General features: G+C 69.1%; 25 protein-coding genes and 1 pseudogene. 12 read left to right on the forward strand and 14 right to left on the reverse strand.

Annotated features, from left to right (window positions below; genetic code table 11):
• Positions 1–259: 259 nt before the first annotated feature.
• The 3 genes from AB0B61_RS46545 to AB0B61_RS46555 form a co-directional block, all read right to left on the reverse strand.
• Entirely contained in the window at positions 260–2,785 is a 2,526-nt protein-coding gene (locus AB0B61_RS46545) for a Tn3 family transposase (protein ID WP_358447024.1), read from the reverse strand.
• A gap of 436 nt (positions 2,786–3,221) precedes the next feature.
• Positions 3,222–3,668, reverse strand: a complete 447-nt coding sequence (locus tag AB0B61_RS46550) for a hypothetical protein (protein ID WP_358447027.1) — start codon at positions 3,666–3,668, stop codon at positions 3,222–3,224.
• A gap of 557 nt (positions 3,669–4,225) precedes the next feature.
• Entirely contained in the window at positions 4,226–4,378 is a 153-nt protein-coding gene (locus AB0B61_RS46555) for a hypothetical protein (protein ID WP_358447029.1), read from the reverse strand.
• A 71-nt stretch (positions 4,379–4,449) separates the two neighbouring features.
• Here AB0B61_RS46555 and AB0B61_RS46560 point away from each other — a divergent pair, with 71 nt between their 5' ends.
• From AB0B61_RS46560 to AB0B61_RS46580, 5 genes are all read left to right on the forward strand, one after another.
• Positions 4,450–4,854 (forward strand): hypothetical protein, encoded by a 405-nt coding sequence (locus AB0B61_RS46560; protein ID WP_358447032.1) that lies wholly within the window; start codon positions 4,450–4,452, stop codon positions 4,852–4,854.
• A gap of 98 nt (positions 4,855–4,952) precedes the next feature.
• On the forward strand, positions 4,953–6,485 hold the full coding sequence (locus AB0B61_RS46565) for a carboxylesterase family protein (protein WP_358447034.1): 1,533 nt from the start codon (positions 4,953–4,955) through the stop codon (positions 6,483–6,485).
• 31 nt (positions 6,486–6,516) lie between these two features.
• Positions 6,517–7,107 carry a response regulator gene (locus AB0B61_RS46570; protein ID WP_358447036.1) on the forward strand — a complete coding sequence of 197 codons (591 nt, stop codon included), beginning with the start codon at positions 6,517–6,519 and terminating at the stop codon, positions 7,105–7,107.
• Positions 7,108–7,154: 47 nt separating this feature from the next.
• Positions 7,155–7,403 carry a hypothetical protein gene (locus tag AB0B61_RS46575; RefSeq protein WP_358447038.1) on the forward strand — a complete coding sequence of 83 codons (249 nt, stop codon included), beginning with the start codon at positions 7,155–7,157 and terminating at the stop codon, positions 7,401–7,403.
• Between the two features lie 65 nt (positions 7,404–7,468).
• Entirely contained in the window at positions 7,469–8,044 is a 576-nt protein-coding gene (locus tag AB0B61_RS46580) for a dihydrofolate reductase family protein (protein WP_358447040.1), read from the forward strand.
• Here the strand turns inward: AB0B61_RS46580 and AB0B61_RS46585 are convergent.
• Positions 8,026–8,199, reverse strand: a complete 174-nt coding sequence (locus AB0B61_RS46585; RefSeq protein ID WP_358447042.1) for a hypothetical protein — start codon at positions 8,197–8,199, stop codon at positions 8,026–8,028. The genes AB0B61_RS46580 and AB0B61_RS46585 overlap by 19 nt on opposite strands.
• A gap of 303 nt (positions 8,200–8,502) precedes the next feature.
• Here AB0B61_RS46585 and AB0B61_RS46590 point away from each other — a divergent pair, with 303 nt between their 5' ends.
• Genes AB0B61_RS46590 through AB0B61_RS46600 form a run of 3 tightly spaced genes read left to right on the forward strand, consistent with a single transcriptional unit; the run spans position 8,503 to position 10,382 of the window.
• Entirely contained in the window at positions 8,503–9,144 is a 642-nt protein-coding gene (locus tag AB0B61_RS46590) for a YceI family protein (RefSeq protein WP_358447045.1), read from the forward strand.
• A 43-nt stretch (positions 9,145–9,187) separates the two neighbouring features.
• The gene (locus AB0B61_RS46595) at positions 9,188–9,790 is read left to right on the forward strand and encodes a dihydrofolate reductase family protein (RefSeq protein WP_358447048.1); all 603 of its coding nucleotides are present in this window, start codon (positions 9,188–9,190) and stop codon (positions 9,788–9,790) included.
• A 25-nt stretch (positions 9,791–9,815) separates the two neighbouring features.
• Complete coding sequence (locus AB0B61_RS46600; protein ID WP_358447051.1) at positions 9,816–10,382, forward strand: dihydrofolate reductase family protein; 567 nt, start codon at positions 9,816–9,818, stop codon at positions 10,380–10,382.
• Between the two features lie 25 nt (positions 10,383–10,407).
• Here AB0B61_RS46600 and AB0B61_RS46605 read toward each other — a convergent pair.
• From AB0B61_RS46605 to AB0B61_RS46625, 5 genes and pseudogenes are all read right to left on the reverse strand, one after another.
• A pseudogene (locus AB0B61_RS46605) lies at positions 10,408–10,931 on the reverse strand (cupin); the annotation flags it as partial.
• Between the two features lie 158 nt (positions 10,932–11,089).
• Positions 11,090–11,587: a hypothetical protein gene (locus AB0B61_RS46610; RefSeq protein WP_358447054.1), complete on the reverse strand. Its 498-nt coding sequence runs from the start codon at positions 11,585–11,587 to the stop codon at positions 11,090–11,092.
• 123 nt (positions 11,588–11,710) lie between these two features.
• Complete coding sequence (locus AB0B61_RS46615) at positions 11,711–12,871, reverse strand: alpha/beta hydrolase (protein ID WP_358447057.1); 1,161 nt, start codon at positions 12,869–12,871, stop codon at positions 11,711–11,713.
• Positions 12,872–12,893: 22 nt separating this feature from the next.
• Positions 12,894–13,691, reverse strand: a complete 798-nt coding sequence (locus AB0B61_RS46620; RefSeq protein WP_358447060.1) for a hypothetical protein — start codon at positions 13,689–13,691, stop codon at positions 12,894–12,896.
• Positions 13,688–14,611 carry an ATP-binding cassette domain-containing protein gene (locus tag AB0B61_RS46625; RefSeq protein WP_358447062.1) on the reverse strand — a complete coding sequence of 308 codons (924 nt, stop codon included), beginning with the start codon at positions 14,609–14,611 and terminating at the stop codon, positions 13,688–13,690. The genes AB0B61_RS46620 and AB0B61_RS46625 overlap by 4 nt, the downstream gene beginning before the upstream one ends.
• A gap of 135 nt (positions 14,612–14,746) precedes the next feature.
• Between AB0B61_RS46625 and AB0B61_RS46630 the strand changes: the two genes are divergently transcribed.
• Both AB0B61_RS46630 and AB0B61_RS46635 read left to right on the forward strand, forming a co-directional pair.
• Positions 14,747–15,982: a sensor histidine kinase gene (locus tag AB0B61_RS46630; RefSeq protein WP_358447065.1), complete on the forward strand. Its 1,236-nt coding sequence runs from the start codon at positions 14,747–14,749 to the stop codon at positions 15,980–15,982.
• Positions 15,979–16,644, forward strand: coding sequence for a response regulator transcription factor (locus AB0B61_RS46635; RefSeq protein WP_358447067.1), 666 nt, complete (start codon positions 15,979–15,981; stop codon positions 16,642–16,644). The genes AB0B61_RS46630 and AB0B61_RS46635 overlap by 4 nt, the downstream gene beginning before the upstream one ends.
• A 130-nt stretch (positions 16,645–16,774) precedes the next feature.
• Here AB0B61_RS46635 and AB0B61_RS46640 read toward each other — a convergent pair whose 3' ends face one another.
• From AB0B61_RS46640 to AB0B61_RS46655, 4 genes are all read right to left on the reverse strand, one after another.
• Entirely contained in the window at positions 16,775–17,293 is a 519-nt protein-coding gene (locus tag AB0B61_RS46640; protein ID WP_358447070.1) for a hypothetical protein, read from the reverse strand.
• 46 nt (positions 17,294–17,339) lie between these two features.
• A complete protein-coding gene (locus AB0B61_RS46645; RefSeq protein ID WP_358447073.1) occupies positions 17,340–18,596 on the reverse strand; it encodes an FAD-dependent monooxygenase in 1,257 nt (418 codons plus the stop codon).
• 404 nt (positions 18,597–19,000) lie between these two features.
• Positions 19,001–20,023 (reverse strand): NAD(P)H-binding protein, encoded by a 1,023-nt coding sequence (locus AB0B61_RS46650; protein ID WP_358447076.1) that lies wholly within the window; start codon positions 20,021–20,023, stop codon positions 19,001–19,003.
• A 22-nt stretch (positions 20,024–20,045) separates the two neighbouring features.
• Complete coding sequence (locus AB0B61_RS46655) at positions 20,046–21,080, reverse strand: NAD(P)/FAD-dependent oxidoreductase (RefSeq protein WP_358447079.1); 1,035 nt, start codon at positions 21,078–21,080, stop codon at positions 20,046–20,048.
• Between the two features lie 319 nt (positions 21,081–21,399).
• Between AB0B61_RS46655 and AB0B61_RS46660 the strand changes: the two genes are divergently transcribed.
• The gene (locus tag AB0B61_RS46660) at positions 21,400–23,043 is read left to right on the forward strand and encodes an FAD-dependent oxidoreductase (protein WP_358447081.1); all 1,644 of its coding nucleotides are present in this window, start codon (positions 21,400–21,402) and stop codon (positions 23,041–23,043) included.
• A gap of 336 nt (positions 23,044–23,379) precedes the next feature.
• On the forward strand, positions 23,380–23,565 hold the full coding sequence (locus AB0B61_RS46665) for a hypothetical protein (RefSeq protein ID WP_358447084.1): 186 nt from the start codon (positions 23,380–23,382) through the stop codon (positions 23,563–23,565).
• 144 nt (positions 23,566–23,709) lie between these two features.
• Here AB0B61_RS46665 and AB0B61_RS46670 read toward each other — a convergent pair whose 3' ends face one another.
• Positions 23,710–24,552: an alpha/beta fold hydrolase gene (locus AB0B61_RS46670; protein WP_358447087.1), complete on the reverse strand. Its 843-nt coding sequence runs from the start codon at positions 24,550–24,552 to the stop codon at positions 23,710–23,712.
• Positions 24,553–24,655: the final 103 nt, after the last annotated feature.

Below are 24,655 nucleotides of genomic sequence, written 5' to 3' on the forward strand. Positions count from 1 at the left end.
ACCGCGTGGCTGAGCGATCGGATTGCCGAGCCCCGGTGCAGCAATGCACCGGGGCTACCCGGCGAGCAGAGGGCCTAGAGGCTGACCCGGCCTCGCCGAGCCGTGCCATCACACCCCGTCCACAGCGCTGCCGCCGCCGCTGAGCACCAGCCGCTTGCCCACATCCAGCCGCACCTCCCCGTACGGCAGCACGTGCTGCCAGAACAACGGGGTCAACCCCCGTCGATCGGCTGGCGCGAGCAGATCCAACCACTCCTGATCAGCGAAAACGTCTTGCAGCATGAGGGTGTTCCCACTTGATCGGCCGGGTCATCGCCGGCGTCAGCCGCGGGTACAGCTCGCTCTCGCCGCTCTCGCCGCTCTCGACGCGGTACAGCTTGACCTTGTTGATCTGCTTGATGCGTGGCAGCAGGTCGAAGCCCAGCAGCCGGGTCACGCCGAACCCGATCTCCGTCTGGCCATGGGAGTCCACATAGTTGCCCTCGACCTTCATCGTGGTGCCATGCCGGACCGCGCCCTCGATCATCGCGTGCACCTCCGAGGCCGAGGCGCGCAAGGTCTGGGAGTGCACCACCATGGACCCGCGCTCGATGTGCCAGTAGATGAGGATGCCGCGGCCGCCGTAGCGCGAGTGCCACTCGGTGAAAATGTTCTGGTCGTAGGCGCGCACGTGCGTGGAGTCGGAGGCGACGGTGGTCGTCCCCTCGCCCCACAGCTCCACCTCCCGGGCGCTGAAGGTGGCGTCAGCGATGGCGATCGCGATATCGGTGGCGATCTGCGGGGTCAGATAGCGGCGCCGCACGTAGCGGATGTCGTCCTCGCTGTGAGCGTGGCCACCGGAGGCGACCGCCCGGATCCCGGTGTTGGTGCCGTACCCGAAGATCGCCAGCATCAGCCGTTCCGCCAGAACCTCAGGCTTGAGGCTGGAACCGCCCGCCACCGAGGTGACGGCCTTCAGGCAGCCGGTGCGCAGCACCGCCTCCTTGAGCATGTCGATCAGCGGAACCGACCCCCACCGCCGGCTCACCTCCTTCTTGATCTTGCGCAGGTTCCGCGGCTCCTCCGCCGGGCCGATCTTCGTCAGCTTGATCGCCCCGGACTTACGCTCGGAAATAGCCACCCAGTCCAGCTTCGGCAGCGCGGTGTCAAGCGCCTCCAGCTCGGCGCGCATCTCGGCCTTCAACTCGGCGATGAACTCCCGGGGGTCCAGCGGTTTGCGCAGCTCGGCGTAGTTCTCCACGCGACGGGCGGCGAAATCCTTGGGCAGGTCCTCCTCCGGGTCGCGGAAGGAGTGGGCGCCGACCACCCAGATCTCTTTGCACCGCAGCGCGTCGCGCAGCGCCTGGAAGGTGACGATCTCATACACCATCCGCACCACCCGCCGACGCCCGCGCCTGTCCTTCCTGAACACCAGGTCCTCCCACTCGCCGGCGGTGCCGCGGTGCTCGGGCGCCACCTCGCCGCGCGGGTAGTAGGTGGTGTTACCGGCCTTGGCGTAGCGGCGGATCAGCTCCAGCGCCTCGATCACCGGCTGGAAGGCGGTGTTGTTGCTCCTGAACTCCAGGGTGTCCAGCAGCGCGATCAGGCCACGCCGGTAGTGGTTGGTGTAGGAGGCGCGCAACGTGGTCTGCACCGTGGTCTGGTAGGCCGGGCCCTTGGTCTTGAACTCATGCACCAGCTCCCGCAGCGTCTGCTCGCCGCCGCTGACGGCCGGGAAGATGACCGCGCGAACCGGATCGTCAGGCTGGCCGAGCGCGGCGTCGGCGACCTTGAACAGGATGTTCTCCTTCCCGGTCACCCGCTTGAACGCGTTGATCAGCTCCTTGGTCACCTTGCTGTCGGCCCGCGCCTTGATCCGATGCACGGTGGCGATCAGCAGTTCCACCAGCGTGTCGGTGATTTCCCGCTCCCGCTCGTGGATCAGCGCCGCCAGCAGCAAGACGGTCAGCTCGCGCCGGTGCGTGCGCATGTGCGAGGACGCCTCCACCGCCGCCCGGGCACGCCAGGACGCCATCACCTTCGGCGCCACATCGGCGAACAACCCGGGCGGCAGCACGATCGCGCGCACCGCCGCCAGTTTGCGGATCTCGGTCATCATCGACTCCAGGCTCACGTTGCCCGGCGCGGACTTGATGAACGCCAGCACATCGAAGTCGTCGTCCTCGGGCGTCTCGCCTGTGGGCTCCTGGTCAGCGCCGGCCGCTTCGGTCACCGCGCGGCTGACATCGTCCAGGCCGACCAGCGCGCCGATGCGCTGCGTGCTCTCGGGACTCAGCCGGGAGGTGATCCGCATCGACCAGGTCACTTCGGCGTTGTGCAGGGCCGAAGCCACGATCCGGGAGATCCGACCCGGCGTCGGCGGTTCGATCCGCTCCTCGCGTAGATGCTTGAGCAGTTCCTCCCGGACCCGCTCGGGCCGCCGCTCGGCGTGCGCAACGTGCTCGGCCAGCCACACCGCCAGCTTCGTCGCATCCGCCGTGGTGCAGGTACGAAAGCCCAGATGCGTACGAATCTGGCTGCGGTGGTACTCAATCGTGGAGCCGGACCACTCATAGAAGCCGAACTCCGACGCAGGCACCTGGACCTGCTTGGCCACGTGCTCGACCACGTCGTCCGGCAGCTCCGAGCGACCACGCGGGAACCGGCCATGCTGCGTATAGAACTTCAGCAAGATCGCGAAGCCAAGTCGAGTAGCGTCGCGCTTTCCGGCGATGAGGCTGCGCTCTTCGTCCAGGATCGTCCAGTACTCGACCAGCTCGTCGATGTGTATCGGGGGGTGTTCCATGGCCGCCAGCATTGACCAGGCACGTCACAACAAGATCAACGCCGTTTGGGGCTCACGACAAGCTTCTTACCGGCACCCCGGGTTGGGTGCCAGGGGCTGGCGGTCGACGGAATCGGCCGCGTGCCGTCGGGGTACGGGAAACCCCTGGTCGGCCAGACTGCGTGCCAGCGACCGGTACACGTCGTCCAGTGTGAGCACGCTCGGCGCGACCGGGTCGCCTCGGGTCAGCAGTTCGATCAGCGCGCCGCTGAAGGCCGTGTATCGCTGTCCCGGCGGGGCCCACGCCCGCTAGCAACGCTCGCGCCCCCGCCGTGCCGAGCATCAGACGGGCCGCTTCACCGGAGGTCATCGAGGCTCCCTGTCCGACCCCGTCAGTCGTGCGCGGTGCGGCGTTCGCCAGGGCTTATGGCGGCGTTCTGGAGCGGGAGGCCGCACGTCATCGGAGCTCCGGCTCGTCGGCGGCCGGCTCAGGGCTGGTTTCCGACCCCTGGCCCATGCCCGTCACGGTCGGCCGCTGGGCATCGGCGTCGTCGAGAAGCTTGGTCAGGTGCGTGGTCAACGCCTGGGTGCCGGACATGTCGAGGGATTTGACGCCCTTAGCGCTGACCTCGACCGCGGTCGAGCCCCGAGTGATCTTCACGGTGACCTCGCTCTTGCGGCTGCTCAGCCAGGCGATCACCACGCTGGTCACGGTGGCGAGCGCTCCGCCCGCTCCGAAAACGACGCTCAGCGCCTCCGGTTCGACACCGAGCGCCCCTTCGGGCGGCGGGCCGTGCACCAACCGCACCCGCCCTCGCAGGGGTGTCTCGGCGGCCAGCCGGCCACGCAGGTCGCGTAACTGATCGGCCGGAGCGTCGACGCTGAGAATCAGTTCATCGTCCATCTAAAAACCCACCCCAAGGAATTCGTGCCGCTGATTCGCCGATCCCGTCTCCCTGCGCGATGCCTGATCAGCCCGCTGTCACCTTGCCATATCAACCTCATATCGGTGGGCTTAAACAGCCGAATATAATGGATTGTCCGATTCTCGACGCTAGAGGAGATGAATATTCCGGCCATCAATCTGCTTGATTTTGGACCTTATATTTTTCCTTTTCGGCCAGTGTCGGCGCCCGTTCATGGCGGCGTCGGGCGCATCCGCCGCGGGGCGCGCCATCAGGCAGACGTGAGACGCGAAACGAGCCGAAGATCGACTGCAATTCGTTGCCCGATTTCCTCCTTCATCCAGAACGGTGACGCCGTCGGAGTTGCGGAGGTTGACATGCCGTGAACATTCGCTGGTTGATTGAGGGAGGCCGAGCCTGGCATGCCGGCTGCGGCAATGGTGAGAGCGTCCAAGGCCGCGTGGTTCGGCAGTTGAACGGGAGCGTGATGGAGTTGGGCAAGTCATCGCGGCGGATGCGAGAAACGGTGTAATCGATCGTCAGGTCGTGGCCCTCATTAGGTGCGTGCGCTGCAGTCGTGCGACAGCATTGTGCTCGGCTGCTGGACCTCCTCGAGCGTGGGGGCGACGGTGCCTGCCGCGGGGATGGTGGAGGTCGTCTGGATGCCCTGCTCGACCATCGCCGCACGCGCACGGTGAGCTTCAGCCATCGACCAAAGTCGGAGCCGGTCACGACTTTGGCTCACTGCGGTCCGCACATCGGTGGCGCAAGTCTGGTGCCATGAACGAGCGAAAGGCGCCGTTGGCGCAAGGCGCGTACGCCGGCTCCACGGCCGACGAACTGGCCGGGCGAAGCCGGGGTGATCGAATCGCGGCGGGAGCGGACCAGCGCGTGCTGTTCCCCCGCCGTGGTCAGGTGGTGCTCCACGCCGACCGCCTGGTGATCAGCGGCTGGGACGGCAAGACCGATCTCATCCTCCGCCCCAGTGAGGTGACCTCGGTGAGGAACGAGTACACCGACCTGTATGGACGTTTCGTGGGTGGGCTGCTGAACTCCGGCAAGCCCTTGATCCTCGGCACCGCCGCACATGGCGAGATCTATCTCATGGTCGGCCACCGGCGCTTCCTGGAGACCACCGACAACCGCACCTGGGCCCGGCTGCTGAAGGGCTGGGTCGCCTCATGAGGCGGCTGTCGGCAGGGCTCCCGGTGCGGGTGATGGCGGCGTCGGCGGCACTTCCGTTGATCATGTCAATGTGCGGGGCCGCGGACGCTAGGGACCCGGTGGCGCAGACCGACCTGGGGCCGGTGCGCGGCGTCGCCGAGCAGGGCGTACAGGTCTATCAGGGCATTCCGTACGCCCAGCCGCCGACGGGGGCACGGCGCTGGACCCTCCCGGTACGCCCCCGTCCCTGGACCGAGGTGCGCGACGCGCGCCGCCCCGGGCCGGCGTGCGCCCAACTCGACGAGCAGGGCGCAGTCGCGGCACGCTCATCGGAGGACTGCCTCTACCTGAACGTCACCACCCCCAGTGGCAAGCTCGCCGGACGGCGGCCGGTTCTGGTCTACCTGCACGGCGGCGCGTTCAGCTCCGGCGCCGGCAGCGACTTCGACGCCCGCCGCCTGTCCACCAACGGCGACGCGGTCGTGGTGACCGTCAACTCCAGGCTCGGCGTGTTCGGCTTCTACGGTCACCCCAAGTTGCCCGGCTCGGGCTCCTACGGCCTGGCCGACCAGCAGGCCGCGCTGCGCTGGGTGCGAGCCAACGCCGCCGCGTTCGGCGGAGACCCGCGCACGGTCACGCTGATGGGCCAATCCTCCGGCGGGGCGAGCGTCTGCGCCCAGCTCACCTCCCCCCAGGCGGCGGGCCTGTTCCACCGCGCCATCATCCAGAGCGGCTCCTGCCTGCAACGCTGGCCCAAGAACGTCATGGCGCCCGGCCTGGAGGCCATCTCCTACTGGGCCTCACGCGCGGACACCGAGGCCCGCGGCACCAAGGCCGCCAGGGAACTGGGCTGCGCGGGAGCGCGAGCGACCACCTGCCTGCGCAGCCTGGACACCGGGAAGCTCCTCGCCCTCAACGGCCGCTTCACCCAGCCCGCCTACGGCACCCCGGTGCTGCCCGCCGACCCGGCCGCCGCACTGCGCCGGGGCGACTTCCGCAGCGTGCCCGTGATGCAGGGCAACACCCGCCACGAGCACCGCCTGTTCACCCGGCTCTTCGAACTGGAACAACCGATCGACGACGCCCGCTACCGGGCGCTGCTCACCACCACCTTCGGCGCCCGCCAGGCCCGGCGTGTGTACGCCGAATACCCGCCCCGCGCCTACACCCGCGACTCCACCGGCCCCGATGGAGCCGGCTCCGCGGCTGCGCTCGCCTGGGCGGCCGTCGGCACGGACGCCGGCTGGGTGTGCCCCACCCTCACCGCGAGCAAGCTGCTGGCCCGGCATGTGCCCGTCTACGGCTTCGAGTTCGCCGACCCTGACGTACCGGACATCCTTGGCCTGTTCCCCAAGGGCTACCCGACCGGCGCCTACCACGGCTCGGAGCTCCCCATGCTCTTCGACATCGAGAGCACGTCCATCACCCTCAGCCCGGCGCAGCGGCACCTGTCGGCGCAGATGATCCGCTACTGGAGCACGTTCGCCGCCACGGGCGACCCCAACCATGCCGGCCTGCCCCGGTGGCAGGCGTACCCGTCCACCCAGGTTCTCGACTCCGCGCCCCGAGGCATCTCGCCCGTGGAGGCGAGCACCACCCATCACTGCCGGTTCTGGGCCTCCGCGCCCAGGCTGGGCGGAGGAGCCGACTAGGTGATGACGCGGGGCCGGTAGCTCGCGCCCGGTGTTCGACGCGCTGGGCCACGGCCGAGAGTGGTCTGTGCGGGCCGGACTGGTGGGTGACGGGGAGGACCTCCATCGCGTAGTGGCGGGCGCGAACAACACCGCCGAGCCGACCGGCGAGTGTCCCAGCACGCTCTGCAGGTACGGGGTCACCGGCAGGCCGGTGCCGGCCCGCGCTCACCCTCACCTGTCTGGACGACCAGCGGGCAGCGGCGATGAGGCGCTCGCCATGGCGGCCCGCACCCACCCGGACGTCGTGCTGATGGACCTTCAACTCGGCGACGGAATGGACGGCGTGACGGCCACGAGGAAGCTGACCGCTGGTGAGGGGCCGCGCGTCCTGGTACTGACCATGTTGGACACGGACGCCGACATCACGCGCGCGATCGGGCGGGCCCTGTTCATCAGCGAAGCGACGGTGAAGACCCATCTCGGGAGGATTTCCAGCAAGTTGGGGCGGAGGCCAGGGCGGGCGCAGTGGCGGTGGCCAAGGAGCGACGGCTGCTGCCCTGACGCGGGCAACATGGGCGGCCGTGGCCCCCGCCGCTCGAGGGCTGACCACCATCGAGGAGACGCTGCTCACCCTGTCTGATGACATTCTGATCTGTTGGTCGTAGGCGGGTACGGAGAGGATTGGGCATGACGATCCAATGCGTCACCATCACCTCCGCCGCGACCGTTTCCGCCAAGCCGTTCAGCTTCGGCGATCTGGCCGCTGCGCGTGACAAGGGTGAACGCGCGCCCCCCATGCGCGCCGGACACGCCAACTCGGCCACCGGATCCACGCATACCAGGCTGATGTACGTCAGTGACGGTTCCGTAGCGGCTCAGTGCTCAGCACGGATGTCCAGATGCGTGCCGCCCGCCAAACTGGCGGTACACCGTTGAGCGAGGAGGCCGCGATGCACAACCGCGACCGCGTTCCCGGATGCGACAGAGAGAGGGCGTTATTTATGGCACAGGTGATCTGCGACATGTCCATGTCGCTGGACGGGTACGTCACCGGCCCGAACGACAGCCGTGAGAACCCGTTCGGCGACGGTGCCTGGATGCTGCACAAGTGGATGTCCGCCCAGGCGACCGACGAGGATCGGGCCATCCTGGAGCGGGTGATCGATGACTCGGGTGCGGTGGTGATGGGCCGCAAGTCGTTTGAGAAGAACGAAGGAGAGGGCGGCTGGGGCGAGGGCGGTCCGGTCGGCGATGTCCCGTGCTTTGTGGTCACTCACCACAAGCCGACCAGGTCGTACCCGCCTGTGTTCACCTTCGTCACCGACGGAGTGGCCAGCGCGATCGAGCAGGCCAGGAAGGCGGCGGGGGACAAGGTCGTCGGGCTGCACGGCGCGACCGTCATGCAGCAGGCGCTCCCGCTCGGCCTGGTCGACGAGATCCGCGTACACGTGATCCCGGTCCTGGTCGGCGGCGGCACGCCGTTGTTCGGCATGCTCGACTCTTCGATCACCCTCGAACGCACCCAGGTGATGGCGACCCCGGCGGCGACCCACCTGTCCTACCGCGTCGTCCGCTGACCGCGAGGGACGAGGGTGTAGCTGAAGGAGACCACCAGGTCGATCGCGAGCACGATGCCCCAGGGGACCATGACAGACCAAACGGGCATCGTGCGGTGCGGAATCACCACGTAGAACTCGCCCAGGCGGCACCTTTCCCAGCTGACCACACCCACGATGAACACGATGAACTGCGGGCACAGCCAAGACGTCGTCTACCACACCCTCGCTTCGCGACCCGTCGCCCACGTGCGGCACACCATCGTGGCGGCTCAGCTCCAGCAAACCTTGAGGGACGACGTGACCGCGCTGCGGTGCCACCTGCGTGAGCACGACGTGCGCCCGGACGGGCCACCGTACGTGCGTTACCACTCCTTCGACGAGGTCGAAACCGCTATCAAGATCCAACCCTCCCACGGTGCAGGCGTGCGAGGCCGCTGGCGGGCGCTTGCCCTGCGCCGGCAAAGGAAGGAAACCGCATGGCGAAGTCCGTGCAGCACATGTCGATGTCCCTCGAGTATCCGCCCGGGCAGGCCGGGCCGCATGATAGGGAGAACTACGCCATGATCACCGTCGATAGCGCCCTCGCCGCCGGCGTCTGGGTCGGCGACCCCGTTCATTCCGACATCTCGTTCAAGGTCCGCCACATGGGCGTCGGCAAGGTCAGAGGGGAGTTCGCGCTCGCCTCGGCGGCGCTGAGCGTCGGCGAGGGCGGCGGCCGGGTGACCGCCCTCATCGACGCCGCCTCGGTGCACACCGGCAACGAACAGCGCGACCAGCACATCCGGTCGGCCGATTTCCTGGACGTGGAGACGTACCCGCAGATCGCGTTCACCTCGACCGAGGTCCGTGGCTTCGACGGCGAGACGTTCATCCTGGTCGGCGAGTTGACCCTGCACGGTGTCACCAGGACCGTCGAGCTGGAAGCCGAGTTCCTCGGCGTCGTCGACGACCCGTCCGGCGCGGAGCGCACCGGGTTCTCGGCCACCACCACCATCAGCCGCGCCGCGTTCGGCGTCGACATCCAGCTCGGCTTCGGCGCCGGCAACATCGTGGTCGCCGACACCATCGAGATCGCCATCGAGATCGAGTTCACGAGCACTGAATCGGGCCCGCGATGACTCTCGTTGCACCCCGTTGGATGTACGGAAAGGACCTGGAAACGTGAGTAAGGCCGTGCTGTTCATGTCGATGTCGGTGGACGGGTTCATCGCCGGGCCGAACGTGGCGCCGGGCAACGGGCTCGGTGACAAAGGGCATCGGCTGCATGAGTGGGTTCTGCCGGATGCCGATGCCGATCACAGGAGGGACCTCGACCACCTGGTGGGCGCGAGTCGTGAGGTCATGGACGAGGTCATGGCCAGTGGGGCGGTCGTTGTCGGGCGGCGGACGTTCGAGCTTGCCGGCGGCTGGGGTGGTGACCATCACGATGGTGTGCCGATCTTCGTCCTGAGCCGCCGTCGGCCCGATCCTGAGCTGCGATGGCCCAGGGTCACCTATGTGAGCGACGTAGCGGCCGCGACGACCATGGCCAAGGAGGTGGCCGGCGACAAGGACGTGCTGGTCCACGGGGCTCGCACCGCTCGGCTGGCACTTGCCGCCGGTGTCCTGGACGAGGTGCAGATTCACCTGGTCCCGGTCCTGATCGGGCAGGGTGAACCGCTTTTTGCGGATATGCCGCCTGACCACATTGAGCTTGAACTGCTGCGTGCCGCGGACGGGCCGGGTGTGACGCACCTGCGCTACCGCGTGAGAATGGAGGGTTGAGGCGATGGCGCTCATCCGGCTGTATATGACCGTGTCTCTGGACGGTTACGTCGCAGGGCCGCAGGACAGCCCGGACAACCCGCTGGGAATCGGCGGGTTCCGGCTTTTCAACTGGCTCGACCGGCGCAACGCTCCGGGACCCAGCGGGCAGGTGTACGCCGAGGCGCTGGCCACCCGCGCCCTCATCGCCGGCCGCCGCACCTACGAGCACGCCGACCGCTGGCAGGGCGACCATCACGACGGCGTCCCCATCTTCGTCCTGACCCACGACGTCCCGGACGAGCCGCCGCCGGGCAGCGTCCGCTATGTCACCGACGTCCGCGAGTGCGCCGCGCAGGCCCGCGCGGCGGCCGGGGACGGTGAGGTGATGGTGCATGGTGCCGGGGCGGCGCAGGCGCTGCTGCGGGCAGGGCAGCTCGACGAGCTCGAACTACACGTCGTACCGGTCCTGCTCGGGCAGGGACGAAGGCTGTTCGACGACCTGCCGGCCGAGCACATCGAACTCGACCCGGTCCGCCGGTTGACCACGTCGCAGGTCGAGGAACCCACCCAGCACGTCACGCACCTGCGCTACCGCATCCGCCGCCCGTGACCCGCGAAGTCCCTCCCGATCAGAGCCCGGCCGCCGACCGGTGCATCTCGGCACGGATTGTAGGCAGAATGTCGGCGCCAGTGGCCGGGTTCATGTAGCGGACGGCGGCGTGGCCGGGCTCGATGGTGCCACCGAAGCCCTCGGACTCGAGGGAGAGCTGGTCGGTCAGGGCGCGGTCGGTGAACTCCCATTTGTAGGAAAGCAGCGGGGTCCCCGGGACGAATTCGCCGATGGACAGCGGACGCAGCCCCGGGGTGGGCCCACAGCCGCTCGGAACGGGAGCGCTCGGGCGTGATTCGCCCGGCGACGCTCATCTGGTCGCGGCCGAACTCGAAGAACTGCGCTTCGGAGGCGTACAGGAACGGGATGTCGAGGCCGTCGATCCAGGTCATCGGCTTGTCGGTGGCGGTGCTCGGGGGCGTCCTCACCGGGCATCAGGTACTGGATCGCGACCCACAGCATGGGGGTCGCGAAGGGATGGCCGCCCAGGCCCGGATTCGCCGGCGCGATCGCCCGCCGTTCTCCGCCGCCGCCCACCTAGACGACCTGCTGGTGTTGCCGGCGCTTTACAGCGAGTATCTGGCCGACCCGGGCCGCGCCGGTTTGCAAGTCCAATAAATCTACTTTGTAAAGGCGCTGAGATGGGACAAAAATTCAAACACACAATCGAATAAATGCGTTCAGCCAAAGCCAGGGCGCACGGAGGGTCACGGGTGGAGCTGGTCGGACGGATGCGCCTCCACGGCGCGCAGCCAGCGGATGCGGGCGCGTTCCTCCAGGGCGCGGGGCGCGTTCTTGGGCAGGTCTTCGCGGGCGATGCCGGCCTTGCCCAGGCCGCTGCGGACGTGGAAGTCGTCCAGGGCGGTGAGGGCGGAGTTGACGTAGACGCGGCTTCGCCTGGCGGGGCCGGCGCGCAGTAGCCACATCCGGTAGTCGCGCACGGTCCAGTCGCGGGCCTGGCGGTCGGTCAGGGGATCGGTGGTGTAGGAGGTGGTGTGGTCGGCCAGCCAGGCCAGGTACATGCGCACGCGGGAGCGGTAGGTGCGCCGGGTTTCGGCCGACAGCGGCGCGTGCTCCAGCGCAGCGGCGTACTCGTCGAGGATGACGTCATACGCAGGCGGCAGCCTAGTCGGTCGGGCACCCGGACGGGGCTTCGTAATCTCGGAAGCCGATTCGGGCTTCTGGAGAGATCCGGGTTGCGTCATCTCGGAAGTCGCACCTGGGAGTGTACTTCCGAGATGACGTTAATCTCGGAAGTACGGTGCGTTCGTCCGGCGATTCATGCGATGGTCAGGCTCGCGGCCCGGGAACGATCATGCAGTGCGACGTCATGGGCTGTGGAAGGCGACCTCGGGGTTGCCCCGGTCGGGGGCATCGAGCAGGGGTTGTGCCCTGCCTTTGAGGTGCTGGTCGAAGAAGGCGGTGACGTAGGCGCGGGTGATCGCTATTCCGCGTTCGGCGGCGATGGTGCCGGGATCCGGCAGGCCGGCCTTGCTCGCCGCGATGGACAGGTCGGTGAAGCTGTCATGGTCGGCTTGGGCGACGGTGAGCCAGCGCTTCCAGCCGTTCAGGACCGGCCAGGTGGCGTCCCAGGTGTGGTCCTTGCCAGGGCTGTGATCGGACTGGCTACCGATGAGCAGAAAGGGGCGGTCGCCGAAACCGGTGGCGGGGAGGGTGGCGTTGATGGTGCCGTCGAGGTTGATGCCCGCCTTGACCCGGGGGTCGGTCAGCATGGTGGCGGAGGTGGCGTCGCCGCCGAGCGAGTGGCCGGCCATGCCGATGCGCTTGGCGTCGATCAGGCGGGCGTGTTTCCAGGCGGGGTGGCGGCCGGTCAGCTGGTCGAGGACGAAGGAGACGTCCTTGGCGCGGTTCTTGGTGATGGTGGCCTTGCCGCCCTCCGGGGGCCTGGGCTGGTCGCACAGGGGTGCGCAGGTGAGCAGGCCGGCGCCGGGGAAGGTGGTGCCGGAGGATTCGTAGGCGTGGTCGATCGACGCGACGACGTACCCGCGGCTGGCCAGGTCCTCAGCGAGAGCGGTGAGGCTGGCCCGGGGTAGGCCGAGGCCGGGCGAGAGCACCACCAGGGGATGGCGGCCCGGCTCGGGACGGGCGCCGGTGCGGGCGTAGGTGCGGGTGCCGCTGATGGCCTCCGCCGTCAGCCCGGTGCCGGGCACCTTGCGCTGGACCAAGGACGCGGCCTCTTGTTCGGTCATGTACGGGGCGGGATCGCCGGTGGCGGAGCGGGCGGGGTAGTACAGGGAGAGCATGAGCCTGCGAGGGCCGGATTGGGGGACCCAGGGGTCCTTGCGGCTGGTGTCGACCAGGGACAGGATGTCGCGGCCGACCGGGTCGGCCCCGGTGGGACGGGGCAGTTGCAGGTGGAGGTCGGTGGTGGCCGACGCGCTCGTGGTGGCGCAGGCCATGGGGGCGCAGGCCGTGGTCAGGGCGAGGCAGGCCGCCAGGGCGACGGCCGGCAGGCGTGGGGTCTTCATCGGCTTTCCTTCCGGCAGGTGCTCAGACGTCGCGGCGGCGCACGACGAGCAGGGTCAGGACGGCGGCGGCCAGCGGCCAGAGCGCGAAGACGGCCCAGGAGCCGGCCACCGTGGGCAGGGCTGGGTCGTCGCGGAGCTGAGGCAGGCCCAGGCAGGTACGCCAGACGTAGAAGGGGATCAGGGCGTACAGGTCGTTGAGCCACTGGTGGACGGTCGGCTGAAGAAATGTGGGCGCGATGACCAGCACGGCGCAGACCGCGACAACGGCGGCCGCGGTGTGCCGCAGCAGCGCGCCGATCCCCATCCCGACCAGCCCGGAGACCGGCGCGAGCAGGGCGTTGGCGGCCAGCACGCGCCAGACGGCGGGGTCGCCCAGTGAGACGGCGACGCCGCAGCCGGACAGGATGGCCTGGCTGACGCCGAAGGTGGCCGCCGAGATCAGCGCGCCGGTCGCGAGCATCACGGTGCCGACGACGGTCAGCTTGGCGGCCACGACGCGGTGACGGGCCGGGACAGCGGTCAGGGTGGGGCGGATGAGGCCGGTGGCGTACTCGCCCACGATGGTGAGCGCGCCCACGGTCCCCGCACCGATCATGAGCATGGTGGCGCTCAGGCCGCTGAACACCTCGTTCAGCGAGTTGAACCTAGCCCTCTCCATCGGAGTGAAGTCGGCCCAACCGTTGCGGGCGTCCAGGCTGTTCTGTACGGCGAACGCGATGATGGCCAGGATGCCGAGGCCGAACAGCCAGCGGGTGGAGCGCAGCGACCAGAGTTTGATCCACTCGGCCGCGAGCAGGTCGCGGAAGCGCGCGGCGGTCATCGCGGCTCACCCGCCGGTACGGCGCTGCGGTGCTCGGAGCGGTCGGCGGTCAGCTCCATGAAGGCCTGCTCCAGCGAGGCGGCGCGCGGGGCGAGCTCGTACAGCAGGACGCGCCGCTCGTAGGAGAGTTCGCCGATGCGGGCGGCGCTGAGCCCGGTGACGGTCAGGGCGTCGCCGTCGTCCTGCCGTACGTGGCCGCCCGCCAAGGTCAGGACGGCGGCGAGCTCGGCGGGGTCGGGGGTGCGGACGGTGACGGCCGCGCCGGTGCCGCGGGCGGCGAACTCGGCCACGCTCTCGTCGGCGATCAGTTCGCCGCGCCCGATGACGATGAGCCGGTCGGCGGTGTGCTCCATCTCGCTCATCAGGTGGCTGGAGACGAGCACGGTGCGTCCTTCGCCGGCCAGGCGCCGGAACAGGCCGCGTACCCAGCGCACCCCTTCGGGGTCCAGGCCGTTGACCGGTTCGTCGAACAGGAGCACCGGCGCGTCGCCCAACAGGGCGGCGGCGATGCCGAGCCGCTGCCGCATGCCCAGGGAGAAGCCTCCCACCCGGCGGCGGGTCACGCTCTCCAGCCCCACCTCCCGCAGCACCTCACTCACCCGGCGGCGCGGCAGGCCGTTGCTGCGGGCCAGCGCGGAAAGGTGGGCGGCGGCGCTGCGCCCGCCGTGCACGTCGCCGGCGTCCAGCAGCGCGCCGGCGTGCCGCAGTCCGGCGCGATGCGCCGTGAACGGGCGGCCGTTGATGGTGGCGCTGCCGCTGGTGGGCCGGTTCAGCCCGAGGATCATCCGCATAGTGGTGCTCTTGCCGGCGCCGTTCGGGCCGAGGAACCCGGTGACGCAGCCCGGCCGCACGGTGAAGGTCAGGCCGTTGACGGCCGCCACCCCGCCGTAGCGCTTGGTCAGTTGGTTGACTTCGATCACCCGCCCAACGGTGTCGCAGGCCCGGTGGGCGTCGCATCTGGCCGTGGGCCGGTTTCCGGGCGGGCGGGGGTGGCCTGCGGGCATAGGCCCGCAGGCCGATGCCCGCAGCGCAAGCCGGTGACTACGATCGACCGGGTGCGCGTTGAAATGCCCAGGCCACCCCTGACGCAGCGGTTGCCGCACGGGGTGCGGACGGCGCTGTCCTGGTGTGCCGTCGTGGCCTCCCTGCCGTTGCTGTACGCCGTGACGCTGGCCGATGACGAGAGTCTGCTGCCAGCGGGCGCGATGCACGCGGGCTTCGTCGCCGCGATGGCGTTTCCTCTGGTGTGGGCCCGGCGGCGGCCGGGCGCGGTGCTGGCGGTGCTGCTGGCCGAACTGCTGGTGGCCGTGGCGTTGACGCAGCCGGCGGAGCGGGTCTGGCCGCTGGTGCCGGTGGCCGATGTGCTGGTCTGTTCCATCACGGCCACCCGTGCACGCCGTGCCGGGCTGGTCGCGGCGGCTACCACGTTGATCGTTCAGGAGGTGGCCTGGCACGGGGCGCTGCTCATTCAAGGGTTGCGTGTCTTCGCCTCAGGCTTTCTCGCGCTGTCGGTCCTGCTGGGCCTGGGCGTGGTGGTGGCCTGGACGGCGGGCACGGCGCTTCGGCAACGACGCGAGTACGGCCGGGCGCTGCGTGCGCAGGCCGAGCTTGCGGCGGTCACGGCCGACAGGCTGCGCATCGCGCGCGAGCTGCATGACATGGTCGCGCACAGCATCGGCGTCATCGCCATCCAGGCCGGCGCGGGCGTGCGGGTGATCGACAGCCGACCGGAGCAGGCGCGTGACGCGCTCGCCGCGATCGAGGCCACCAGCCGGCAGACCCTGCGGGGGCTACGGCACATGCTCGGCGTGCTCCGCGAGCCCCCCGCCGCCTCGGATCCGGAACCGGTGCCCTTGGCGGGGCTGGCGGACCTCGACCGGCTCGCCGAGACGATCACGGCCGCCGGCGTCCGCGTGGAAGTGCGCCGCCAAGGGGAGCCACGCGGGCTGCCTCCCGTCCTGGACCGGTGCGCCTTTCGCATCGTCCAGGAGTCGCTGACCAACGTCGTCCGCCACGCCGACGCCCGCCACTGCCAGGTCGTCCTCGGCTACGCGCCCGACAAACTATGCGTTGACGTCACTGACGACGGGCGCGGCACCGCTACCACTGCGGCCTCGCCCGGCAGCGGGTATGGGATCGCCGGCATGCGTGAGAGAGTCGCTCTGCTGGATGGCCGCCTCAGCGCCGGGCCACGCCCGGAGGGCGGCTTCCGCGTCACCGCCACCCTCCCGCTACCAGATGCCGCCTCAGCGCAGGGGCGTGCCCAGACCGCTCACGTGGAGGCAGGTTGACCATCCGCGTCGTGCTCGCCGACGACCAGCCGCTGATCCGCGCTGGTCTGCGCATGGTCATCGACGGCACTGCCGACGTCGTCGTCGCCGGGGAGGCCGGGACGGGAGCCCAAGCCGTCCAGCTCACCCGGCAGCTACGTCCCGACGTGGTCGTGATGGACATTCGCATGCCCGGCATGGACGGCATCGAGGCCACCCAGACCATCACCGCCGAATCCCCGGACACCCGCGTGATCATGCTCACCACGTTCGACGACGATGGCAACGTCTACGCCTCGCTGCGGGCCGGGGCGAGCGGGTTCCTGGTTAAGGACATGGCGCTGGAGGACATTCTGTCCGCCGTCCACGTGGTCGCCGCCGGCGACGCCCTGATCGCGCCCAGCGTCACCCGGCGCCTCATCGCCGGGTTCGCCGAACGCCCTCAACCCCGCCTGCGGCCGCGTGAGCTCACCGGCGTCACAGCGCGGGAACGTGAGGTGCTGACCCTGGTCGGGCGCGGCCTGTCCAACGCCGAGATCGCCGCCCATCTGCATATCAGCCCCGGCACCGCCAAAGCCCACGTCGCCAGCCTGTTCGCCAAACTCGGCGCCCGCGACCGCGTCCAGCTCGTCATCGCCGCCTACGACGCCGGCCTGGTGTCCCCGCTTCAGGACGATCAATAACGACAAGCGCCAGCCCAGCCCGTCAACCACCGTCTGACGACGTGGCGGCTACCCGGCAACGGCGCCTCTCAGGCGGCATCGGTCTCCTCTCCAAGCTCGAGGTCGACATCCATGTCCTCCAGCGGTGCGTTCAGGTCGTAGTCTTCCTAGTAGGGGGACATGGTGACACATCCACGTGCTTGCGCACCGTCGCTGAGGACACCTCGCCGGTCGTCTCATCGCCGACGTCTTCCTCGGCGGTGTACTCATCGCCGATGAGCTCGCTGGTGCGGGTGGCATTGGCGCGCACGAACTCCTGCGCCTCCAGCAGCCTGCGGTCCGCGCTGGCCGGCTCCAGCACCAGCACGTCGGCCAGGCGCAGCAGCAGCCCCCGGTGTGAGGGGTAGAAGCGGTCCAGCAGCGGCAGGTAGTTGTCGCCGTGGAAGGCGGTCAGCGCCTCGTGCTCGGCCACCAGGTCAGCCAGGCCGCCGTTGGTCTCGATCGTGTCCAGCACCGCCCGGCCGGTCTGATGCCGACACCGCACCGCCGTCCACGGGTTCGGCGCGTTCCGGGCCGCCAGGTCGACCTCCTTGGCCGCGCTCAGCAAGTCGCCGAGCACCGCCAGCATCCGCTCGTTGCGCTGACGCTGCTCGGCGCGGATGGTCTCCACGGGCCCAGACGACCTCGTTCTCCCGCTCGTATTCGAGGAACTCCACTCACGCTGCAGCGGCGGCGATATCCAGACTTTTCATCCGCGCCCTGTTGGTCATCATCTTGGCGAGCAGCCGGCCGGCGATCGGCAGCCGGGCGAGGCGGATCATCACGGACCGAAGCAGCAACTCGGCGCGGTTGCCTGGGGTGAAGAAACCGCGCATGCTCACACCGCTGCCGAGGTGGTGGTCGATGAACGGGCGCAGGTGGTCCTCCCAGTCCTGCAGCGCTCGTGGCACGTCGTGCGGGTGGCGTTCCAGCATGGTGCCGAGCAGGTCCGCCCCGGCCAGGCCGGTGGATGCCCCCATGCCGGAGTAAACGGTCAGGCACCACGCGGCGTCGCCGACGAGCACGACTCGGCCGCGGTGCCAGTGGTCGAGGTGCACCTGCTCGGCGGAGTCGAACAGGTGGTCCGGGGCCTTCTCGAACTGGTCGAGCAGCCAACCGAGCGTGGAGCCGGTGGGCTCGGGGCCGTAGGCGGCGCGCAGCGAGTCGATGGCCGGCCGGGTGAACTCGGCGTTCACGTCGTCGGTGCGGTAGGAGAACAGTACCGACGGCGGACGGTCGGCGAACGAGAACACCCACACCGATCGGCCCGCCTCGGCCATGATCAGCCCGTCCTGTAGGCGGTAGCCGGGTACCGGCTCGGGCAGGCCGTACACGGCGATCATGTAGTTCAGCCGACGGATCGGGCTCTGCTCGGACTCGAACGCAAGCCGGCGCACCGTCGAGCGCAGTCCGTCTGCCCCGACCACCAGGTCGAACCGTTCGACGGTCGTCGTCTCCGTCGTCAGGTCGCGGATCTCGACGTCCACCCCGTCGAGGTACTGGTCCAGCGCGATCGGCACGGTCGAGTACCGGATCTCGACCTCGTCGGGCAGGGCGGTGAAGGCCGCGTCTTCGATGTCGCCCCGCATCACCATTCGAGACCCGCCGAACACATCGGCGTAGCCCACACCGCGGCGGCGCCGGCCCGTGCGGTCGACCTCGTAGCTCACGCCTTCCGGAGCGAAGCGATTCGGCACCGCATCGGCGATGCCCAGCCGTTCGGCGGCGGCGAGCCCGGTCCCGAACAGGGCGATGAAGTATCCGCCGCGGCGCCGCTCGGGGGCCTTCTCCAGCACCACCACGTCCCAGCCCGCGCGATGCAGTCGCAGCGCGGAGGCGGTCCCGCTGATCCCGAGGCCGACCACCAGGGCCCGCTGTCGCGATGTCGTGTTCTTGTCCATGGGATTGCGCTCCGACATTGTCGTGTCCTCCATCTGGTTGGGGTGGGTCGGCCCTTCAGGAAGCCGAGGATGTGGAGTCGTCGAGGCGGGCGAGGAAGCCGAGGAGTGTGGCGTTGACCTCGGCGGGACGCTCCTGCTGCTTGCTTGCTGGCATGGCTGAAAACCGTCTGGAAACTGATCGGTTTCCACCTGGGAAACAGATCGGTTCCTCACCAACGAAGGTGAGGCGAGCGGGTGACGGGCTGAGATCTCAGGGCTTCAAGATCATCCTGTGGCCCCCTTTTGCGGTCAGCAGTTGCCGGCCAAAGGGACAAGCTTGCGGAGACGCCACACGTCCGGGCTTACTACCGCGTACGCCGCCGCGGCGCCGAAGTCGTGACCGATGAGATCCGCCTGCTGAGGACTCCGGTGTGACGTCATGTTCTGCTCCGGAGCGCTCAGCGGCTCGGGGCACCCACCAGTTCGCGCAGGCGAGTATTGTTCTGCAGCGCCCATCGCATGGTCCGCGGTGGGCGTCCGAGCAGGGTTTCCAGTTGGTCGGAGAGGACGTCGTACCGCCCGCTGGCGATCAGCCTGGTCTGGATCTTCAGGTGCGTTGCCACGTGCCGGGCCGCAGCCGGATCGCCCAGGGTCTCCTGCAGGACGGTCTCGTCAAGGAAGGCCTCGTTCCAGGTCTCCACTTCCTCAGGGATGTAGACGACCTGGCGTCCCAGCACGGCTGCGTAGTCCTCAGCGAACCCGTACATGTCCTTCAGCTCCGGGCCGGTGAGCGCGTAGGACTTCGAGATGTGCGGTGCGGGGTCGGCCAGGATCTTCACGCACACCTCGGCCACGTCGTGCACGGCGATGGGCGCGAGCCGCTGGTTGCCGAAGGGCAGGCGCAGTTCGCCGTTGCTCAGCGGGCCCAGGAGCATCCAGGTCAGATGGGGGTTCTCGGCGAACAGGGTCGCACGCACGTTGACGGTGGGGATGGCGGACCAGTCCAGCACCCGCTCGCAGACCCAGTGCGCCCGCTGCTGCGGTGACCAGTCCGTGACCAGTCCGCCGAGCCAGGAACGCCGCTCTTCCTCCGGTGTGGTCATCTTCTCGAGCGTCATGTACGACTGCTCGTAGTTGGACATGTGCACGAAGGCCTCGATGTCGCCCTGGGCTCGCGCCGCCGCGACCATCAAGGTGAGGGCATCGGCGTAGTACGGCTGCGGGGTCATGCTGAAGTAGATGCGCCTGACACCCTTCAGCGCGGCGGCCACGTCCGCGAGTTTGAGCAGGTCGCCGACGAAGACCTCGGCCCCGGCCTCGCGCAGCGACTGCGCGCGTTCGTCGTCCCGTCGCACGAACGCGCGCACCGGGTGGCCCTGTTCGAGCAGCATGTCGACCATCACCCTGCTCACGCCACCGACTTGGCCGCCGGCGCCGGTGATCAGAATGGGATTGCGCTCCGACATCGTCGTGTCCTTCATCGGGTTGGGGTGGGTCGGCCGTTCATGCTGTGGCCGCTTTCAGGCTCACCTCGGCGATCCCCTGCAGGGCCGCGTCGGTGTCCGCGATGGCCAGCACCTTGTTGATTTCGGCGCCGGCCAGTGCGCCGGCCGCTGCGGAGGCTCCGACCTGGGCGACCGGATCGGTGGCGTTGCCGGCCACCCACACACCCGGCACCTCGGTGAAGCCGGCCGCGCCGGAGGCGAAACCGCGGGCCATGTTCGGCAGGTCCTGCACCGGCAGGCCCAGACCTTCCAGGCCCTGGGTGCGGGCCTGCATCCGCGGGCCGACCGCGAGGACGCGGCGGGCCACGACCTGACCATCGGCCAGGCGCACCCCGGCGAGGGCACCGCCGGTGTCGTTGACGACCTCGGTGACCGGGGTGTCGATGACGCGGATGCCACGGGCGGCGAAACGGGCGCGGCTGTCTTCGTCCAGGTCGGTGCCGTGGGTGAAGTAGGTCAGGTCCTCGGTCAGCTGACGGAACAGCAATGCGTGGCCGATGGAGGCCGGGCCGGTGGCGAGGACACCGATGGGTTCATCGCGCACCTCCCAGCCGTGGCAGAACGGGCAGTGCACCACGCTGTGCCCCCAGTGCTCGGCGAGCCCGGGCACCTGTGGCAGTACATCCGTGAGGCCGGTGGCCACCAGGATGCGGCGAGCGGTGACGCTGCGGCCGTCGGCCAGGGTGACGGTGAACCGCAGGTCCCCGTCCGCCGACGGAGCGGCAGGCTCGGCCGAGACCACCTCGCCCTGGACGACGCGTCCGCCGTACTGGCGCACCTGCTCGCGGCCCCGTCGAAGGATTTCCGACGGCGGAGTGCCGTCGAAGACGATGAAGCCGTGCACGGCCTCCGCGGGCGCGTTGCGCGGGGAGCCACTGTCGATCACGACGACCGAGCGGCGGGAGCGGGCGAGGATCAGCGCACCGTTCAGCCCCGCGGCGCCCCCGCCGATCACCACCACGTCGACGGTCCCCTCGGCCAGCGCATCGCTCGCGGAGTCCTCGCCGAAGAGCGGCTGGGTCACCTGTGTCATGAGTTCAACCTCCAAGCCGCCTTCGCGGCATCACGGTCCCGCAAGCCCGGACCAAGCCGGTCCGGCGAGCCCAGGACGGTTGTGTACTGAACTGTCAGAAACCTATGCTGTTCTGTACTGACTTGTCAAAGTACGGCAGGTCGGCCATACGATCAGACTGGTCAGGTCCACGAAGGACGCTCGCTGTGGTGGTTGGGCACGGCGGCGATGGCCGTGGCGAGAGTTGAGCCCAGGGAAACGGAAGTCGGGGCCGACGCCGGCAAAACGAGCGGAGAAGAATCGTGACCGGAGTGATTCGCCTGCCAGACAAGGGAGAAGCATGAGCATCATCCCCGTGCCGGACGAGCTGACCCATTACTCGTCCCGTCGGCTGGGCGAGGTCGATGAGGTGGCCTGGCCGGTGTTGAGCCAACACGCCCTGGACCTGTTGCGGTCATCCGGTGAGGAACTGCACCCCGCGCCCGGCGAGTTGCTGTGGGACGCCGGTGATCCCACCGACTTGCACCTCGTGCTGACCGGTGGCGTGCTCCTCGTGGACCGCCGGGAGGACCGGGTCGTCTTCGTGATCGAGGCCGGTGACTTCGTCGGCGAGCTGGGCATGCTGATGGGACAACGCGCCGTCTTCCAGGGCGTGGCCATGGAAGACACCGCGATCCTGCGGGTTCGGGTGGAGGAACTGCGCCGGCTGGTGGAGATCTCGGGGGAGCTGAGCGATGTCCTGCTGTCCGCTTTGGACGCCCGGCGGCGCTTCCTGAGCAGGAAGGGCGAGGGTGGTCTGGTACTGGCCGGAGACGACGACCGCGACCTGCACCGCCTCCAGGACTTCGCTGAACGCAACCAGATTCCCTACCGGACGGTGCTGCGCTCGAACCCGTCGGCGTGGTCGGAGCTGGCGCAGACCTGTGCCTTGCCCGAGACCCGTACGGCCGTTGTCACGGCACAGCGCCGCGTCATGACGGCGCCTACCACGCGTGACCTGGCAACCGCGCTGGGAATCGACCTGTGGGGCATCGCCGACGATTCCCGGTGTGACCTGCTGGTGGTGGGCGCCGGACCGGCGGGGCTGGCCGCTGCTGTGTACGGGGCGTCTGAAGGACTGGACGTGGTCGTCGTCGAGGACGTCGCCATCGGCGGCCAGGCCGGCAGCTCGTCACGGATCGAGAACTACCTCGGCTTCTACCGCGGCGTGTCCGGGGTTGAACTGGCACGGGCGGCGATGCTGCAGGCGGTCAAGTTCGGGACCAGGCTTCTATCACCCCGCTCAGTCACTGGGCTGTCGGAGGTGCCCGGCGGGTTTCGGGTGCGGCTCGACGACGAGCACGACGTCCTCGCCTCAGCGGTGATCATCGCCAGCGGCGTGCGCTACCGGCGCCTGGACCTGCCTGGCCTGGCCGACCTGGAGGGCCGTGGCGTCTACTACGCCGCAAGCCAACTGGAGGCCAACCAGGTCTCCGGGCGGAACGCCGTCGTGGTCGGGGGCGCCAACTCCGCCGGCCAGGCGGCCCTGTTTCTCGCGCGGAACGCCGGCCACGTCCACGTCCTGATCCGCCGCGATGACCTGCGCGACACCATGTCGAACTACCTGGCGCAGCGCCTGACCCACCACGAGCGGATCACCGTGCACCCTCGCTGCGAACTGTCCGCCGTCCATGGCAGCAGCCGGCTCAGCGGGCTGACCTGGCACGACCGCGCCCGCGACCGGGACGTACGACTCGACGCGGCCGCACTGTTCCTGATGATCGGCGCGGACCCCTGCACACCCTGGCTGCACGACATCGGCGTCGACCTCGACGCCAAGGGCTTCGTGCTCACCCACGACACCTTCGCCACCTCGATACCCGGGCTGTTCGCCGTCGGTGACGTGCGCGCAGACTCCGTCAAGCGGGTGGCATCGGCCGTCGGCGAGGGATCCGTGGTCATCTCCGCAGTCCACGCCTACCTCGCCAGCAGAAGGACGTTCTGACCCGAGCCTTACGGCGAGCCATGGTTGAACAGCTCCGGATGCCGGGTCAGCTCGACCCCGGTCCGGCGGATGTGACCGGAGCGCAATCGCGCTCGGCGTCCACCGAGCCCCAGCGCCGGATCGCATCCAGGAGCAGTCGATGCTCCTCGCGGGGCCTTGCCGGTTTGATGCCGCATTCTTTCTGAGTTGGAAGGGAAGCATGTCATGCCGAAGAAGTTGGATCCCGAGCTGGGGGCACGAGCCGTCCGGCTGATGCTGTAGCACCGTGCCGAGTACCCGACCACATACCGTGGCGGTGCTGGCGGTGTCCAAGCAGGTCGCGGTAGGCAGAAGTCGTTGTGGCGCTGGGTCGCCCAGGCCGAGGTTGACGGCGGCGAGGCGCCCGGTGTCACGATCGAGGAGAACGAGGAGAACCGTCGGCTGCGTGAGGACGCGATTCTGAAGGCGGCCACAACTTTCTTCGGGGAGCTCGACCTCTGCAACGGCGATGGTCGCCGTCATCGACGAGCAGCGTTTACCTGACGGTTCTGGCCGACCGGGTCGAAGGTTGCATCGCTGGTCATCGGGCGGAGATCCGCTCCATCGCGCCGTCGGCGACAACGCCATGTCAGAGTCCGCCGCGCGCCGCCGATCCCGGTGGTCTCGCCGCAGGGGTCGAGTGATCCGCTACTGGGCCCATGCCGCGATCCGTTCCGCGATCGCCTCGGGGGCCTCGATGTGCAGGAAGTGACCGACGTCGGGGACGACCTCCAGCGCGTGCGGGGCGGCGAACCGATGTCGGTCGTCGACCTGCGGGGGGAGGATGCAGCCGTCGTCGGCACCGTGGAGCTGCAGCAGGGGCACCGTGATCGGCTGAGACAGGCGGCGCGTCGCCCCAAGCATGCCGGGTCGCAGCATCGCCCGGTAGTACTTGATGGGCGCGGGCATGCTCGCCCGCAGGTGCTCGTGTAGCTCCGCCTGGAGAGCTGGATCGAGCGAGAGGCTGGGCGACCACTGACGCCAGAGGCGGTCGATGAGGGCGAGATCGCGGGCGGCGACCATCAAGCCGCTTCCCGGCAGTTGAAAGAGCCCCATGTACCAGCTTCGGCGTAGCTGAGCGGGGCGCGGCCGGCTCAGGAACGTGAGTGGGTGGGGGAAGGCGAGCGTGACCGCGCGTTCGATCCGCTCCGGCGCGGTGACGCAGGTATGGTATGTGATCGCGGCGCCCCAGTCGTGGCCAATCAACTCCACGGCTCGCCCGGGAGACCAGCGGTCGATCAGCGCGAGCACGTCGCTGGTGAGGGCTGCGAGGTCGAACGGCCCCGCGGTCGGGGACGGCGCGTAACCGCGAAGCCAGGGTGCGACGACGTGACGTCCGCGGCGGCCGAGCTCGGCAAGGAAGGGCGTCGCGGTCGGCGGATGGTCCGGGAAGCCGTGCAAGACGAGCGTCGGTTGACCATCGGGATCACCACCCTGCAGCGCGTGAAAGGTGCCGTGTGGCAGGTCGAAGGTGACGCGTTCGAACTCCATGTGTGTCAGCCTTCTCCAAGAGCGGTCGGACGACAGATGCTGATGCTGGCTTCGGTGTCTCTGGTTTTGGACATGTGCGTCTGCTCAGGCGCCGGGTGTACTG

This window comes from Nonomuraea sp. NPDC049158 (assembly GCF_040648335.1).
In the GTDB taxonomy this organism is placed as follows: domain Bacteria; phylum Actinomycetota; class Actinomycetes; order Streptosporangiales; family Streptosporangiaceae; genus Nonomuraea.

What these genes read in the sequence shown, in the direction of transcription:
- AB0B61_RS46555 (WP_358447029.1), bottom strand. Translation starts at nt 4,378, where the DNA reads ATGGCTGAAGCTCACCGTGCGCGTGCGGCGATGGTCGAGCAGGGCATC.
- AB0B61_RS46610 (WP_358447054.1), bottom strand. Translation starts at nt 11,587, where the DNA reads ATGACGCAACCCGGATCTCTCCAGAAGCCCGAATCGGCTTCCGAGATT.
- AB0B61_RS46655 (WP_358447079.1), bottom strand. Translation starts at nt 21,080, where the DNA reads ATGACACAGGTGACCCAGCCGCTCTTCGGCGAGGACTCCGCGAGCGAT.
- AB0B61_RS46590 (WP_358447045.1), top strand. Translation starts at nt 8,503, where the DNA reads ATGGCGAAGTCCGTGCAGCACATGTCGATGTCCCTCGAGTATCCGCCC.
- AB0B61_RS46560 (WP_358447032.1), top strand. Translation starts at nt 4,450, where the DNA reads ATGAACGAGCGAAAGGCGCCGTTGGCGCAAGGCGCGTACGCCGGCTCC.
- AB0B61_RS46580 (WP_358447040.1), top strand. Translation starts at nt 7,469, where the DNA reads ATGGCACAGGTGATCTGCGACATGTCCATGTCGCTGGACGGGTACGTC.
- AB0B61_RS46550 (WP_358447027.1), bottom strand. Translation starts at nt 3,668, where the DNA reads ATGGACGATGAACTGATTCTCAGCGTCGACGCTCCGGCCGATCAGTTA.
- AB0B61_RS46620 (WP_358447060.1), bottom strand. Translation starts at nt 13,691, where the DNA reads ATGACCGCCGCGCGCTTCCGCGACCTGCTCGCGGCCGAGTGGATCAAA.
- AB0B61_RS46575 (WP_358447038.1), top strand. Translation starts at nt 7,155, where the DNA reads ATGACGATCCAATGCGTCACCATCACCTCCGCCGCGACCGTTTCCGCC.
- AB0B61_RS46545 (WP_358447024.1), bottom strand. Translation starts at nt 2,785, where the DNA reads ATGGAACACCCCCCGATACACATCGACGAGCTGGTCGAGTACTGGACG.
- AB0B61_RS46645 (WP_358447073.1), bottom strand. Translation starts at nt 18,596, where the DNA reads ATGGAGGACACGACAATGTCGGAGCGCAATCCCATGGACAAGAACACG.
- AB0B61_RS46670 (WP_358447087.1), bottom strand. Translation starts at nt 24,552, where the DNA reads ATGGAGTTCGAACGCGTCACCTTCGACCTGCCACACGGCACCTTTCAC.
- AB0B61_RS46650 (WP_358447076.1), bottom strand. Translation starts at nt 20,023, where the DNA reads ATGAAGGACACGACGATGTCGGAGCGCAATCCCATTCTGATCACCGGC.
- AB0B61_RS46600 (WP_358447051.1), top strand. Translation starts at nt 9,816, where the DNA reads ATGACCGTGTCTCTGGACGGTTACGTCGCAGGGCCGCAGGACAGCCCG.
- AB0B61_RS46660 (WP_358447081.1), top strand. Translation starts at nt 21,400, where the DNA reads ATGAGCATCATCCCCGTGCCGGACGAGCTGACCCATTACTCGTCCCGT.
- AB0B61_RS46615 (WP_358447057.1), bottom strand. Translation starts at nt 12,871, where the DNA reads ATGAAGACCCCACGCCTGCCGGCCGTCGCCCTGGCGGCCTGCCTCGCC.